Origin of the sequence: Kitasatospora purpeofusca (assembly GCF_000718025.1) — a bacterium.
Lineage (GTDB): Bacteria > Actinomycetota > Actinomycetes > Streptomycetales > Streptomycetaceae > Kitasatospora > Kitasatospora purpeofusca.
Window position 1 is genome coordinate 103,967 of record NZ_JODS01000007.1, and the last position, 13,569, is coordinate 117,535.

At 73.8% G+C, this 13,569-nt stretch carries 12 protein-coding genes; 4 read left to right on the forward strand and 8 right to left on the reverse strand.

Annotation, left to right across the window (positions count from 1 at the left end; translation table 11 throughout):
- Nucleotides 1-99: 99 nt before the first annotated feature.
- Nucleotides 100-1,449 (reverse strand): dicarboxylate/amino acid:cation symporter, encoded by a 1,350-nt coding sequence (locus tag IF01_RS0113155; RefSeq protein WP_030393542.1) that lies wholly within the window; start codon nucleotides 1,447-1,449, stop codon nucleotides 100-102.
- A 484-nt stretch (nucleotides 1,450-1,933) separates the two neighbouring features.
- Here IF01_RS0113155 and IF01_RS0113160 point away from each other — a divergent pair, with 484 nt between their 5' ends.
- The gene (locus IF01_RS0113160; protein WP_030393543.1) at nucleotides 1,934-3,172 is read left to right on the forward strand and encodes an MFS transporter; all 1,239 of its coding nucleotides are present in this window, start codon (nucleotides 1,934-1,936) and stop codon (nucleotides 3,170-3,172) included.
- Nucleotides 3,173-3,375: 203 nt separating this feature from the next.
- Here IF01_RS0113160 and IF01_RS0113165 read toward each other — a convergent pair whose 3' ends face one another.
- From IF01_RS0113165 to IF01_RS47475, 5 genes are all read right to left on the reverse strand, one after another.
- The gene (locus tag IF01_RS0113165) at nucleotides 3,376-4,470 is read right to left on the reverse strand and encodes a LacI family DNA-binding transcriptional regulator (protein WP_051755279.1); all 1,095 of its coding nucleotides are present in this window, start codon (nucleotides 4,468-4,470) and stop codon (nucleotides 3,376-3,378) included.
- Between the two features lie 11 nt (nucleotides 4,471-4,481).
- The gene (locus IF01_RS0113170) at nucleotides 4,482-4,859 is read right to left on the reverse strand and encodes a DUF4229 domain-containing protein (RefSeq protein ID WP_233290062.1); all 378 of its coding nucleotides are present in this window, start codon (nucleotides 4,857-4,859) and stop codon (nucleotides 4,482-4,484) included.
- A 110-nt stretch (nucleotides 4,860-4,969) separates the two neighbouring features.
- The gene (locus IF01_RS0113175; protein WP_030393546.1) at nucleotides 4,970-5,497 is read right to left on the reverse strand and encodes a GNAT family N-acetyltransferase; all 528 of its coding nucleotides are present in this window, start codon (nucleotides 5,495-5,497) and stop codon (nucleotides 4,970-4,972) included.
- 77 nt (nucleotides 5,498-5,574) lie between these two features.
- A complete protein-coding gene (locus tag IF01_RS0113180) occupies nucleotides 5,575-6,972 on the reverse strand; it encodes an MFS transporter (RefSeq protein WP_375340979.1) in 1,398 nt (465 codons plus the stop codon).
- Nucleotides 6,973-7,481: 509 nt separating this feature from the next.
- The gene (locus tag IF01_RS47475) at nucleotides 7,482-8,075 is read right to left on the reverse strand and encodes an ATP-binding protein (protein WP_106981204.1); all 594 of its coding nucleotides are present in this window, start codon (nucleotides 8,073-8,075) and stop codon (nucleotides 7,482-7,484) included.
- A gap of 560 nt (nucleotides 8,076-8,635) precedes the next feature.
- Here IF01_RS47475 and IF01_RS0113190 point away from each other — a divergent pair.
- A complete protein-coding gene (locus tag IF01_RS0113190) occupies nucleotides 8,636-9,298 on the forward strand; it encodes a sigma-70 family RNA polymerase sigma factor (RefSeq protein WP_063764201.1) in 663 nt (220 codons plus the stop codon).
- Nucleotides 9,295-10,518 carry a zf-HC2 domain-containing protein gene (locus tag IF01_RS0113195; RefSeq protein WP_030393550.1) on the forward strand — a complete coding sequence of 408 codons (1,224 nt, stop codon included), beginning with the start codon at nucleotides 9,295-9,297 and terminating at the stop codon, nucleotides 10,516-10,518. Before IF01_RS0113190 ends, IF01_RS0113195 begins: the two co-directional genes overlap by 4 nt.
- Nucleotides 10,519-10,549: 31 nt before the next feature.
- On the opposite strand, the gene purU is transcribed toward IF01_RS0113195, so the two are convergent.
- Nucleotides 10,550-11,416: a formyltetrahydrofolate deformylase gene (purU, locus tag IF01_RS0113200; RefSeq protein WP_030393551.1), complete on the reverse strand. Its 867-nt coding sequence runs from the start codon at nucleotides 11,414-11,416 to the stop codon at nucleotides 10,550-10,552.
- Between the two features lie 101 nt (nucleotides 11,417-11,517).
- Nucleotides 11,518-11,952, reverse strand: coding sequence for an SCO4402 family protein (locus IF01_RS0113205; protein ID WP_445972084.1), 435 nt, complete (start codon nucleotides 11,950-11,952; stop codon nucleotides 11,518-11,520).
- Nucleotides 11,953-12,209: 257 nt separating this feature from the next.
- Here IF01_RS0113205 and IF01_RS0113210 point away from each other — a divergent pair, with 257 nt between their 5' ends.
- Nucleotides 12,210-13,505: an ABC transporter substrate-binding protein gene (locus IF01_RS0113210; protein WP_094745530.1), complete on the forward strand. Its 1,296-nt coding sequence runs from the start codon at nucleotides 12,210-12,212 to the stop codon at nucleotides 13,503-13,505.
- Nucleotides 13,506-13,569: the final 64 nt, after the last annotated feature.

Genomic DNA, 13,569 nt, shown 5'->3' on the forward strand with positions numbered 1-13,569 from the left:
GCACCCCGGAGCACCGCAGGTGCCCGGGTGCGCGTACGAGGACGGCCCCCTCTCCCGTTGTTCACCGGGAGAGGGGGCCGTCCTCGTACGGGGCGGGCGTCAGGCCGTCGCGGGGGCCTTGGCACCGGCCTGGGCCGGAACGGTGACCGTGGCCGGGGCCTCGTCGTAGAGGTCGGCGGCCGGGTTGTTGTACGCGACCAGGTCGAGCGTCTTCTCCCGGGCCGCGACCACGACCGGCACCAGGGCCTGGCCGGCGACGTTGGTCGCGGTGCGGACCATGTCGAGGATCGGGTCGATGGCCAGCAGCAGACCGACGCCCTCCAGCGGCAGACCCAGGGTGGAGAGGGTCAGCGTCAGCATCACGATCGCACCGGTCAGACCGGCGGTGGCGGCCGAGCCGATCACCGAGACGAAGGCGATCAGCAGGTAGTCCTTGATGCCGAGGTCGATGCCGTACACCTGGGCGACGAAGATCGCGGCCAGCGAGGGGTAGATCGCGGCGCAGCCGTCCATCTTGGTGGTGGCGCCGAACGGGACGGCGAAGGAGGCGTACTCGCCCGGGACGCCGAGCCGCTCGGTGACCTTGCGGGTGACCGGCAGGGTGCCGACCGAGGAGCGGGAGACGAAGGCCAGCTGGATGGCGGGCCAGGCGCCCTTGAAGAAGTTGACCGGGTTGAGGCCGGCGGCGAACTTCAGCAGCAGCGAGTAGACGCCGAACAGCACCAGCGCGCAACCGACGTAGACGTCGACGGTCAGGGTCGCGAACGGCTCCAGCAGGTCCCAGCCGTACTTGGCGACGGACTTGCCGATCAGGCCGAGGGTGCCGAGCGGCGAGAGCCGGATGACCCACCAGAGGGCGGTCTGGATCAGCTCGAGCACCGACTCGCTGAGCTTGAGCACCGGCTCGGCCTTGGCGCCGAGCTTGATGATCGCCGCACCGGCCACGATCGCCAGGAAGACGATCTGCAGGACCTCGACCTCGGTGAAGGCGGTGACGATGTTGGTCGGGAAGATCCCGGTGAGGAAGTCGATCCAGCTACCGGTGGACTTCGGCGCCTTGAGGCCCTCGGTCTTGAGGTTGGTGCCCTCGCCCGGGTTGGTGAGCAGGCCGAGGCCGAGGCCGATGGCCACCGCGATCAGCGAGGTGATCGCGAACCAGAGCAGGGTGCGGACGGCCAGCCGGGCGGCGTTGGTGACGTTCCGCAGGTTGGCGACGCTGACCAGGATCGCGGTGAAGACCAGCGGCGGGACGGCGAGCTTCAGCAGCTGGACGAAGATCCGGCCGATGGTCTCCAGGGTGGTGGCCAGCCAGGAGATGTCGGCCGCGCGGGCCAGGTAACCGAGGGCGACACCGAGCACGAGGCCGGCGACGATCTGGGCCCAGAAGGGCGTCTTGCGGATTCTGGCGAGCACGGACGGCGACGAGGTCGCCTCGGGCGCTGTGGACATGACGGTGCGGCTCCGGGGGAGGCGTGACTGACGGTGTGGCGGGGGGGCGGGAAAGGCGGCACGGCGCGGGAGCCGGAGCGGGAAGGGAACCGGCCCCGATCAGGGGCGTGCCGCCTGAATACAGCTCATGGCGCGACAACGGCGCGGGCTGTCCACAGCACCGGACAGACGCCCGCGGGCGGCACCGGGCTGCGAGCCCAGGCCGTGCGCCGAACGTGCGTCTGAGGTGGTCATGGGCGACACGTTAGCAGTAAAGGTTTGAGATGTTCAAAGTAGTTGTTTGAGTTCCGGACGCGAAGGATCCCGGCGCGACACCCGGGGGCCTGCACGGACTCCGAGGGGCGCTCCGCGCGGACCCCGGGGGGTCGCTCCGGGCGGGCCCTGAGGAACGCCCCGCGCGGGCCTGATTGACCGCTCAGCAGTTATACGTATAACTTGGAGAGCATCCCCCGCCCGCCCCTGCCCAGACCGGAGAATCCCGCCCATGGGCTACCTCGCCCTGCTCCGCGCCCCGCACGTCGGCCGCCTGCTCTTCGGCACCCTGCTCGGCCGCCTCCCGGCCGGTATGACCGCCCTGGTGATCGCCCTCGCGCTGCGCGACGCCGGCGCGCCCTACAGCCGGATCGGGCTGGCCACCGCCGCGTACGCGATCGCGGCGGCCATCGGCGGGCCGGTGCTCGGCCGGATCGTGGACCGCACCGGCCAGCCGCGCGTGCTGCTGGTCTCCGCGGTGATCGCCGGCGGCGGGTACGCCCTGCTGGCGCTGGCACCGGCGTCGGCGGTCTCCGCCACCGTCGGCGCGGCGATCGCCGGACTGGCGATGCCCCCGCTCGAACCCTGCCTGCGCTCGCTCTGGCCGGACGTCGTCGAGGAGAAGCAGCTCGACACCGCCTACGCGTTCGACTCCGCCTCGCAGCAGATCCTCTATGTCGCCGGCCCGCTCGCGGTGGCCGGCATCGCGGGCACCGCCGGCCCGGTCACGGCGCTCTGGGTGGCGGCCGGACTCGGCCTGGCCGGGGCACTGGTGGTCGCCACCACCGCACCGGCCCGCGCCTGGCAGGCGCCGCCGCGCGCGCACTCGGCGGGCCTGCTCGGACCGCTCCGCTCCCCCGGCCTGGTCCTGCTGCTGATCGGCCTGGCCGGCGCCGGTTGGGCAGTAGGCGCGCAGAACGTGCTGTTCATCGCCTACGCCGAGGCCCAGCACGGGAACGGCCTGCCCGGCGGCGCCGGGAGCCTGCTGGCCCTGGCGGCACTCGGCGGCCTGCTCGGCGCGCTCGCCTACGGCGCGGTGCGGTGGCGCAGCTCGACGGCCACCCGGACCTGGCTGATGGCGCTCGGCATGGCCGTCAGCTACCTGCCGCTGGTGCTGGTCCCGGGCCCGGCCGTGATGGCCGTGCTCGCCTTCGTCTCCGGGATCGCGCTGGCTCCGCTGCTGGCGGCGGCCTTCGTACTGGTCGCCGAGCTGGCCCCGCAGGGCACCGTGACGGAGGCGTTCGCCTGGCTGGTCACGCTCTTCGCGACCGGGAACTCGCTGGGCTACGCGGTCTCCGGCCACCTCGCGGAGGGGTCGCTGCGCTCGGTGGCGCTCTGCGCGGCGGGCGGGATCGGCCTGGGCGGGCTGCTGCTGTTCGGTGCCCGCCGCTGGATCCGCCCGGCCGGCGGGACCTCGGCCGGGGCGCACCCGCTGCCCGCCGCCGAGCCGGTTCCGGTGCCGGTGGGCTGACGCCCGCCGCATCCCCATGGACGTGGCTGCGCCTGTCGGGCCGGTGGTCTGGCTGACGGGCGCAGCCACTTTGTCGTACCCGCTCCGGTCCGCGCCGGCACCGCGCGCCCGTCCGCCCCGCAGGCGCGCCCCTGCGCCCCTGCGCCGGGGCAGCGGGCGGCGGGCGGCGGGCGGCGGGCGGCGGGCGGCGAATACCGTCGGAGTCAGTGCTCCTGGGAGACCGGAGCGGTGGAGGAGCGCAGCACCAGCGAGGTGGCGAGCGGCGGTACGGGTGCGACCGCCTCGCCCCGGAGCAGTCCGGCGAGCGCCGCCACCCCGGCCCGGCCCAGCTCCTCGCCGGGCAGGTCGACCGTGGTGAGCGGCGGGGTGAGCAGCGCCGCCACCGGGACGTTGTCGATCCCGACCACCGAGAGGTCGGCGGGCACCCGCAGGCCCCGCTCGGCCGCGGCCTGGTAGACGCCGGCGGCGACCACGTCGTCGTCGCAGATCACCGCGTGCGGCCGGTCCGGCAGCTCCAGCAGCCGGTGGGCGACCTCGCGGGCGGCGGCCTGGCCCTCGTTCAGGCTGACGCCGAGTTCGACCGCGTCCAGGCCCAGCGCCCGGACCGTCTCCTCGAAGGCCGCCTGGCGGACCCGGAAGGTGTACGCGGCGTGGGTGGAGCGGAGCCTGGCGATCCGGCGGTGGCCGAGGGCGGCGAGGTGGGCGACGGCGGCGCGCATCCCGCCGCCCACGTCCAGCTCGACGGTCGGACGGGCCGGGTCGGTGCCGGGGTCGGCGTCCAGGAAGACGACGGGGGTGTCGGCGGGCAGTTCGCCGAGCTGGCTGTCGTCCGGGGAGCAGATCAGCAGGCCGTCGAAGCGGCTGGTGGTGGCGGCCTCGGCGAGGGTGGCGCTCCCCCAGCCCGAGCTGATCACGACGGCCAGGCCGTGCTTGCCGGCCTCCTCGTGGACGCCCTCCAGCACCCGGCCGAAGAACGGGCCGAGGATGTTCGGCACGGCCAGCAGGATCATGCCGCTGCGGCCCAGCCGGAGTTGACGGCCGGCGGCCTGCGGCCGGTAGCCGAGGCCCCGGGCGGCCTCACGGACCCGCTCACGGGTGGCGTCGGAGACCCGGCGGCCCGCCTCGGAGCCGGAGAACACCAGCGAGACGGTGGCCTGCGAGACCCCGGCGAGGCGGGCGACGTCCCGGCCGGTCGGGCGGCGGACCGGGGCCGGCCAGGTCCCGGCGGCCGGTTCGGGGCGCACCGGCGGTACGGCGTCCCCCGGCTCCGCGCCCTCCGGTGCGGCGTTCTCCGGCACGGTGGCGCGGGTCAGTTCTGCGGGGCCGAGGCGGCGGGGCCGGTCGGCGCCTTGGTGGTCGCGGCGCGCAGCGCGTCGTCCACCGCGGCGTCCTCCTCGGCGTTCTGCGCGGCGATCCGGGAGGCCGTCCGGGTGCGGATGCCGTCCACCCGGCCGGAGATCTCGACCGACATCTCGTCACGCTGCCGGCTGAGCAGCACATAGCTGAGCGGCGCCGAGACGACGGCGGCCAGCAGGAAGAGGAAGATCACCCCGGCCTCGCCGGAGACCGGGATCACCTGGAAGTGGCCGAGGATCAGCGCGACCAGCAGGCAGGCCAGGAAGACGGAGACCCGCATCGAGGTGTAGCGGAGTGTGGCGTGCGACTTCTTGCTCACATTGCTGCTCACCGGGGACACATCCTTCACTGCGCTGGGACCGGCCGGTCTCCCAGTGAAGCATGCCCGACGGGCCCGGCGGGGAACGGGTCCCGCCCCGGACCGCCCCGGCACGGGCATGATCAGCGCAGGTCGCGCCACATGACGACATCGTCCCGGTCGTCACCGGGGGCGACCCGGATGGCGCCGGGCACCCGGCCGACCTCGACGTAGCCGCTGCGGAGGTAGAAGGACTCCAGGCCGAGCCCGCCCCGCACCTGGAGCTTCAGCCCGGCCAGTCCCCACTCCCGGGCGATCCGCTCGGCCTCGGCCAGCAGCGCCGCGCCGTAGCCGCGCCCCTGGAGCTCGGGGTGGACCATGACCTTGGAGACCAGCCGCCAGTGGTCCATCGGCCCGAACCGCATCGACTCCAGGAGCAGCATGGCGGCCAGCCGCCCGGTCCCGGCCTCCCGGGCGATCAGCAGCCGGTCCGGTCCGGCCGGGGCGAGCCCGGCGAACTGCTTCGCCCCGACGGCGCCGACCTCGTCCTCGGTCACCCGGTGGACGAAACCGACCGCCCCGCCGGCGTTGCTGGCGGCCGTCCACAGGCTGGTGACCTCGGCGCGCAGTTCGGGGCCGAATCCGGGGTCCAGGGTGAAGCTCAGCGTCATGGCTCCGGAGCCTAGCCACCCCTTACGACACTCAGGCGCCCCAGCTCGGCCCACTCGTCCCACCGAGCTCGGCTCACTCAGCTCAGGGCCGGGACCGCGCGGTCCGTCCCCCGCCCCGGCGTCCGCAGGGCCAGGCAGAGCAGCACCGCGAAGGCGCAGAGCCCGCCCGCCACGTACCAGGCGAGGTCGTAGTCGCCGAGCGCGTCCCGGGCGACGCCCGCCAGGCCGGCCACCACCGCGGCGCCGATCTGGTGGCAGGCCAGCACCCAGCCGAAGACGATCGGCGCGTCCTCCCCGAAGTACTGCCGGCAGAGCGCGACCGTCGGCGGGACGGTGGCCACCCAGTCCAGACCGTAGAAGATCACGAACGCCAGGATCGGCGGTTCCAGCGAGCCGGCGAACAACTGCGGCAGCAGGAGCAGCGAGAGCCCGCGCAGCGCGTAGTAGACGACCAGCAGTCCCCCGGCGTCGAAGCGGTCCGTGAACCAGCCGCTGGCGACGGTGCCGATCACGTCGAACACACCGATCAGCGCGAGCAGGCTCGCCGCGGTGGTGACCGGCAGGCCGTGGTCGTGGGCGGCCGGGATGAAGTGGGTGCCGACCAGCCCGGCGGTGGTCGCGCCGCAGATCGCGAAGGACGCGGCCAGCAGCCAGAACGCCCGGGTTCGGGCGGCATCCCTGAGCACCCGCAGCGAACGGGCCAGCGCCCGCCCCTCGGCCGCCGGGGCGGGCGGGGGCTCGGTCGCGCCGTACGGGAGCAGGCCGAGGTCGGCGGGCCGCTCGCGCATCAGCAGCAGGACCGGGACGGCCACCGCGCTGGCAGCCAGCGAGACCACCACGACCGCCGAACGCCAGCCGTGCTGCTGGACCAGCCAGGCGCCGAGCGGGAGGAAGACCAGGTTGCCCGCTGCCCCGGCGGCCGTCAGCACCCCGGTCACCAGGCCCTGCCTGGCCCTGAACCAGCGGCCGGTGACGGTGGTGGCGAACGCCCCGGCCATCGAGCCGCTGCCGAGGCCGACCAACACGCCCCAGCACAGCACCAGTTGCCAGGGTTCGCGCATCAGCATGGTGAGGCCGGATCCGACCGAGATGGTCAGCAGCGCGCAGACCACCATCAACCGGACGCCGAACCGGTCCATCAGCGCGGCGGCGAACGGGGCCGTGAGGCCGTAGAGGCTGAGGTTCACCGAGGTGGCGCTGGATATCGTGCCCATCGACCAGCCGAACTCGGTGTGCAGCGCGTCCATCATCAGACTGGGCGTGGAGCGGAATCCGGCCGAGCCGAGCAGCACCAGCAGGGCGACTCCGGCCACCACCCAGGCGTAGTGCACCCGGGGGGCGCGGGCCGGGGCGACCGGGCCCGCCGCTCCGCCGAGGTCGGCAGGTCCGGCAGATCCAGCGAGGTCGGCAGGGTCGACACGGTCGACAGGCCCGGCCGGGGCCGCCGTGCCGGTGGGGGCGTTCGCTTCGTTCACGCGGCCGAGTCTCCCGAAGGGGCCGTGGCGCGACGAGGGGCGGGGCTGCCAGCTTTCGTCGGAATCGGGCCAACCGGGGAGCGGGAACCGGCCGTCCGGAGTCCGCGCCCGGACGAACCGGGACCGGTGGCCGAAAAGGATCGCCCACAGCGGGCGGATCGGATGGCGGCGGGCCGCACGCACCCCGAGCACGGCACGGCCGGCCGCCATCCAACCTCGGTGCACGGGCCCTGAACCCGTGCCACGCCCTCCGCACTCGCCGAGGAACAGTCGCCCGACCGTCCCTGCCTACGGCCCCCCTGCTGACGTGATCCCCCTGGACAGCAGCACCGCGGCGGCGTTCGGATGTCCCTCGGCGTCCCCTCGCGACGGAGAGCTGCACCCAAGCGTGATCAGTCGGATACGTCACGTCAATGGGTTGTCCGAAATTCGGAATGGTTGCGTCAGCTTTCGGCCCGGCGATCACCGGGCCCCGACGGCCCGCCCGAAGCCTGTCCCGCGGCCCGGCCCTACTGCGCGAGGGCCGCCCAGTCGACGGTGGCCAGCGGGTCCACCGGCCGGGCGTCCGGGCTGATCTCGCACCAGACCCGCTTGCCCGAGCCGTCCGGGTACCAGCCCCAGCGGTCGCAGAGCAGCTCGACCAGCTCCAGCCCGCGCCCGTTGGTGGCGTCGACGTCCGCACCCGCGTGCCGGGGTGCGGGGGCGACCTGGCTGGCGTCGGCGACCTCGACCCGCAGCGGGCCCACCGTCGCCGCCTCGCGCACCTCACCGCCCCCGGCCGGGGCGGCACTTGAGGAGGACGAGCCATTCGCACAGACACCCGACGGGCCGACCGCCGACCCGGCCGCCGAGCCCGCCGGGGAGCCGTCGGGTGGCGCGCCCGGGAAGTCGCCCAGCGGGAAGCAGAGCCGCAGCACGGCCGGACACCCGGTGTGCACCACGGCGTTGGTGACCAGTTCGGAGACCACCAGCACCACCGTCTCGGCGATCGGAGCGTCCGGGTCCACCCCGTGGTTGAGCAGCCGGGAGCGGACCCACCGGCGGGCCCGGCCGACCTCGGCGGGGTCCGCCTGCACCGCCAGCTGTACCTGAAGAACCTGCACCGCTCCACCACCCGCACTCGCAGTTCGGCACCGTCTCGACCGGGCCCTGGTCGCCCGGCCGGCCCGGGTACGCACCGGGCCCGTCCTCCGGGCCGCTGTCCGCCGGGTCACCGCACGTCACGCCCGGTGCGGTGCACCCGCACCGGCTCGTCCGTCGCTCATCGACCACGACGCGAATACGCCTCAGGATGAGTCGGCCGGCGGACCGCAGCAAGCGCTTCGGGCATATTCCAGCGATCGGGGGACGGGGCAGGGCATACTGTCCCGCTCACTCTGGCGAGCCTCGGACCGGCGATCGCCCGGCCGCTCCGACCGGCCCCGGACGCAGAGGCGAACCTACCGCCGTCCGCCCCTCGCGCCGCGCCCGCCACTCGCGAACCACCCGTGCGACATATGTCCAACCACTCTCGAACAGCGCAACAGCGGGATCGGCCGCAGATCCCACGATCCGACCATCCGAAGCACCGGGCTCCGTTCTTCCCCGAATCGCTCCGCCGCCCGAACACCCCGGGATACCGTGGACGCGTCAGCGGTCGGTCCGGCAGGAGGGGTGGTGACCGGTGGCCACCACCGACGACGCCCCGCGCCGGGACGAGCAGCTGCAACGGCGCCTGGCCCGCGGCGAGGAGACCGCCCTCGGCGAGCTGTACGACCAACTCGCCCCGATGGTGCACGGATTGGCGGGCCGGATACTGTCCGACCAGACCGCCGCGGCCCAGCTCACCCGGGAGATCTTCGCGCACGTCTGGGAGCACCCCGAGGCCTTCGACCCGTCCCGCGGCTCGCTCCGCTCCTGGCTCGGCGCGCTGACCCACCGTCGCGCGGTGGACCGGCTGCGCGCCCGCCGCGCCGAGGCGGCGGGTTACGCCGGTCCCGCCGAGGAGGACGAGATCCGTACGGTGGCCACCGCCGCCCGGGTCCAGTACGTGGTCTCCGCCCTGCCGGAACCGCTGCGTGAGACGATCACGGAGTCCTACTACGACGGCCGCACCTACCAGGAGACGGCCCGTCGGCTCGGGATCAGCGAACAGGCCGCCAAACAGCGGATGCGGCTGGGGCTGGCGCTGCTGGCCACCGAACTGGAGCAGGAGCGCGAGCGGCACCGGCCCTCCGCCCCGGCGGCCGGCGGTCCGCGCGGCGGGCTGCCGACCCACGGCGCCGGGAGCGCGGACGGGCCGAGGGCCGGGGAGGACGGGCAACGGACGGAGGGCGGAGGGACGTGACGACCACCGACGAGCGGCACGAGGCGCTGCGCTCACTGCTCGGCGCCTGGGCCCTCGGCGCCGTCCCCTCCGCCGAGGCCGCCGAACTCGAACTCCACCTGACCGACTGCCCGCAGTGCGCCGAGGAGGCCGGACGGCTCCGCGAGGCGGCCGGCTGGCTCTCCGTCGAGGAGCCGCTGGACCAGCCCGGCGCACTGCGCCAGCAGGTGCTCGACTGGTGCCTGACCCGCCGTCCGGCGGACCTGCCGGTGCCCACCTGGGGCATGCCGTACACCGCCGAGACCGCCAAGCTCGACGCCCTGCTGCGCGACCTCGGCCCCGAGGAGTGGCAGGAGGTGGCCGAACTCCCCTGGCACGGCGGCACCGAGTACCTGCGCCCGGCCGAGGTCCTGTGCCATCTCGCCGCCGTGGACGGCTATCTGGCCGTCGCGCTCGGCCTGCCCGACCCGGTACCGGGCGGCCCGGGCGCCGGCAGTGGGCCGCCCGCCGGACGACGGGTCCCGCCGCAGGAGGCCGTCGCCGCACCCCGGGTGCCGCCGCAGGCGGGCCCGCCCTGGGCCCGGATCACCGAACGCACCGCCCGGCTCACCGCCGAGCAGGCCGGCCAGCCGCCCCAGCGGATCCGCGCCCGGTGGCGCCGGCACTGCCACGAACTGGTCCGCTCGGCCGCGCTCGCCCCGCAGGGCAACACCCCGGTGGACTTCGGCTTCGCCACCGTCCCGCTGCGGGACGCCTTCGTCGACCGGGCCTTCGAGTGCTACGTGCACGGCGAGGACATCGCCCGGGCGGTCGCCTACCCGTACGACCCGCCGACCCCGCAGCACCTGCGGCAGATGATCGACCTGGCGGTGCGGATGCTGCCGCTGGCCCTGGCCGGGCAGCGGGCGGCACGCCCCGAACCGGCCGGCGCGGCGCTCGGCGGCGCCGACGGGCGGCCGGACGGCTCCGGAACGGGTGTCGGCACCGGGCGCCGGACCGGTCGGCGGATCCGGCTGGTGATCGACGGCCCGGCGGCCGGCGAGTGGCTGATACCGCTGGACGGCCCGGACGCCGGTCCGCCCGGGGGCGAGCCGGTGGCCGCGATGGTGCTGGACGGGCTGGAGTTCTGCCAGCTGGCCGCCGCGCACCGCGACCCGGACCGGGTGCCGGTCGGCGAGCACGGCGACCGGGCCGCGATCCGCGAGGTGCTGCGCGCGACGCCCCTGCTGTCCCGGCCGTAGCGAGCCGGACGGGACGGGCAGCCCCGCAGGCTCAGGCGAAGACGACCGTCCGGCTGCCGTTCAGCAGCACCCGGTGCTCGCTGTGCCACTTCACCGCACGCGCCAGCGCCTGGCACTCGACGTCCCGCCCGAGCGCGACCAGCTGGTCCGGGGTGACGTCGTGGGTCACCCGGGCCACCTCCTGCTCGATGATCGGGCCCTCGTCGAGGTCGGCGGTGACGTAGTGCGCGGTGGCGCCGATCAGCTTCACGCCCCGGGTGTGCGCCTGGTGGTACGGCTTGGCGCCCTTGAAGCTCGGCAGGAAGGAGTGGTGGATGTTGATCACCTTGCCGGACAGCGCGGTGCAGAGGTGGTCCGACAGCACCTGCATGTAGCGGGCCAGCACGACCAGCTCGACGTTCTCCTTGGCGACCAGGTCCAGCAGCTGCTGCTCGGCCTCGGCCTTGTTCTCCCTGGTCACCGGGATGTGGTGGAACGGGATGCCGTAGCCCTCGGTGAGGTCGCGGAAGTCGGTGTGGTTGGAGACCACCGCGGCGATCTCCACCGGCAGCGCGCCGATCCGGGTACGGAACAGCAGGTCGTTCAGGCAGTGGCCGAACTTGCTGACCATCAGCACGATCCGCAGCTTCTGCTCGCTCGGGTGGATCTGCCAGTCCATCCCGAACGAGGCGCCGATCGCGGCGAAGCTGGCCCGCAGCTTGTCGACGGTCACCGGCTCGGCCGCCGAGAAGTGCACCCGCATGAAGAACAGCCCGCTGTCCCCGTCACCGAACTGCTGGCTGTCGATGATGTTGCACCCGGTCATGAAGAGGTAGCTGGAGACCGCGTGGACGATGCCCTGCTTGTCGGGGCAGGACAGCGTGAGGACGTACTGGGCGCTGGCCGGCTGCTGTTCCACGTGGGGGTATCCCGTCCTGAGCTCGTGCTGGTGTGAATGCTCCAGCGTTTCACACTCCGGGACACCCCCAGCCGGACTGCCCGCACTCCGGGACGGACCGGTCAGACCTGGGTCAGGATCCGCAGGATGTCCAGCGAGCGCGGCGGCGCGTCCGGGTCCTCGCCGTCGTTGGCCGCCAGCAGGACGTGCGCCTCCCGGGCCGCCCGGACCGCCTCCGGCCAGTCGTGGTGCCCCAGGTAGGCGCCAGCCGGCGCGTCCGCACCGACCTCGTGCAGGATCTGCACGACCCGGAGCACCGCGAGGTCCACCAGCGTGGCCTCGGCGGAGTCCCGGAAGATCGTGCCGATGTACTTCTCGGCGGACCAGCGGTCCAGCCAGGTGTCCTCGACCAGCCGGTAGACGGCGTCGGTCACATCGCCGTACCCCTCACGGCCGGCCAGCCAGGCCTCCCGCTGGAACCCGGGGTCGGAGAGCATGTGCAGGGCCGAGCGGAGTCGGGCCCGCCAGCGCCACCAGGGCAGGTCGTTGAGCGGCATGCCGCCCATCGTGCTGGAGCGGTGGCCCGGACGAGAAGGGTTTCGGGCAGACCGATACGAAGATTCTGTGCTGGCGGACATGGAGATCGATCGTACGTTCCCCCACCGTTCGTACTCCACTCCCGATCTACACGCGTTCACGCCCGGAGTTCCTCCTCCGTTGGTCGTTTGTTGGCTTTACGGCCCTCTCGGCTTGCGGCACCAGGGATTGGCTGGAACAGGTGCGCAGCAGAGAGCGCCCCGGGAGGGAAAGACCCATGACCAGCCGAAGGGGCTCGTCCCAGGCCATGAACCCGATCGCAGGACGGCGCAACCGGCGCCCGATCGCGGCCGTCGCGACCGCCGCGGCGCTGCTTCCCACCCTCTTCTCGGCCTCCGCGTGCGGCGGACCGGCCGACGCCGCCACCGGTAGTGGCGACCTCACCGTCATGACCTGGGCACCGTCCGGCACCGGCTCGGCCGACCGTCCCGGCATGACGGCCCTGGCCGAGGCCATCGGCAAGGACCTCAACGTCAAGGGCGGCCTCGGCGGCCGCCGGCTCAATGTGATCACCTGCAACGAGCACAACACCTCCGACGGCGCCCGGGCCTGCGCCCAGCAGGCGGTGGACGCCAAGGCGGTCGCGGTGCTGGGCTCCTACAGCCAGTTCGGCGACGACTTCATGCCCGTCCTGGAGCGTGCCGGCATCCCGCTGATCGGCGGCTACGGGCTGTCCCAGCCGGAGTTCAGCAGCCCGCTGTCCTACCCGGTGGGCGGCGGCATGCCCGCCCTGATCGGCGGCAGCGGCCGCCAGCTGGTGGAGGCCGGCTGCAAGGCCGTCTCGCTGATCCGCCCGGACACCCCGGCCGGCGACAACCTGCTCGGCTACCTGGGCAACGCGCTCAAGCCGGCCGGGATCAAGCTGCTGGACGTCAAGGCGCCGGAGAAGTCCAACGACTACAGCCCGGTGGTCCGCAAGGCGATCGGCGGCGACCAGGCCGGCAACTGCGTCACCAGCGCGCTGGGCGCCGAGCCGACCGGCAACCTGCTCGACGCCTTCCGCCGGACCGGTGCGAAGAACACCAGGATCGCCTCGGTGATCGGCAGTGTGCAGCAGTCGGTGGTCGACTCCACCGGCGGCGACAGCGGCCCGCTCTCCGGTGCCTTCGTGACCGGCTGGTACCCGCCGGAGTCGGCCAAGATCTGGGACGGCCTGCGCGCGGTGATCCGCGCCGACTCCGACCGGCACATCGACGCCGCCGACCCCGGGGTGCAGACCACCTGGGTCGCCTACGAGGTGTTCAAGCAGATCTCCGAGCGCCTGACCGCGGCCGGGCAGACGATCACCAGCAAGGCCGTGACCACCCTGCTGGACGGCGGCGAGCCGATCGACGTCGGGCTCACCCCGCCGTTGAACTGGGCCACCACCAACATGCTGCCGAGCACCGAGTCGCCCCGGCTGGTGAACACCTGGGTCACCTTCCAGGTGGTCAAGGGCGGCCAGATGACCCTGCAGCGGCCCGGCTTCGTCGATGTGCGCTGGGTGCTCACCGGCGGCAAGCCGCCCGCCTGAGCCGCCCCGCCGGGCGCGGCCCGGGAACGGCGGAGGGCCCGACCACTCTCAGTGGTCGGGCCCT

Excerpts from the sequence above, each read along its gene's own strand:
- IF01_RS0113175 (WP_030393546.1), bottom strand. The coding sequence starts at position 5,497 with ATGACGCTGAGCTTCACCCTGGACCCCGGATTCGGCCCCGAACTGCGC.
- IF01_RS0113155 (WP_030393542.1), bottom strand. The coding sequence starts at position 1,449 with ATGTCCACAGCGCCCGAGGCGACCTCGTCGCCGTCCGTGCTCGCCAGA.
- IF01_RS0113210 (WP_094745530.1), top strand. The coding sequence starts at position 12,210 with ATGACCAGCCGAAGGGGCTCGTCCCAGGCCATGAACCCGATCGCAGGA.
- IF01_RS0113205 (WP_445972084.1), bottom strand. The coding sequence starts at position 11,952 with ATGCCGCTCAACGACCTGCCCTGGTGGCGCTGGCGGGCCCGACTCCGC.
- IF01_RS0113160 (WP_030393543.1), top strand. The coding sequence starts at position 1,934 with ATGGGCTACCTCGCCCTGCTCCGCGCCCCGCACGTCGGCCGCCTGCTC.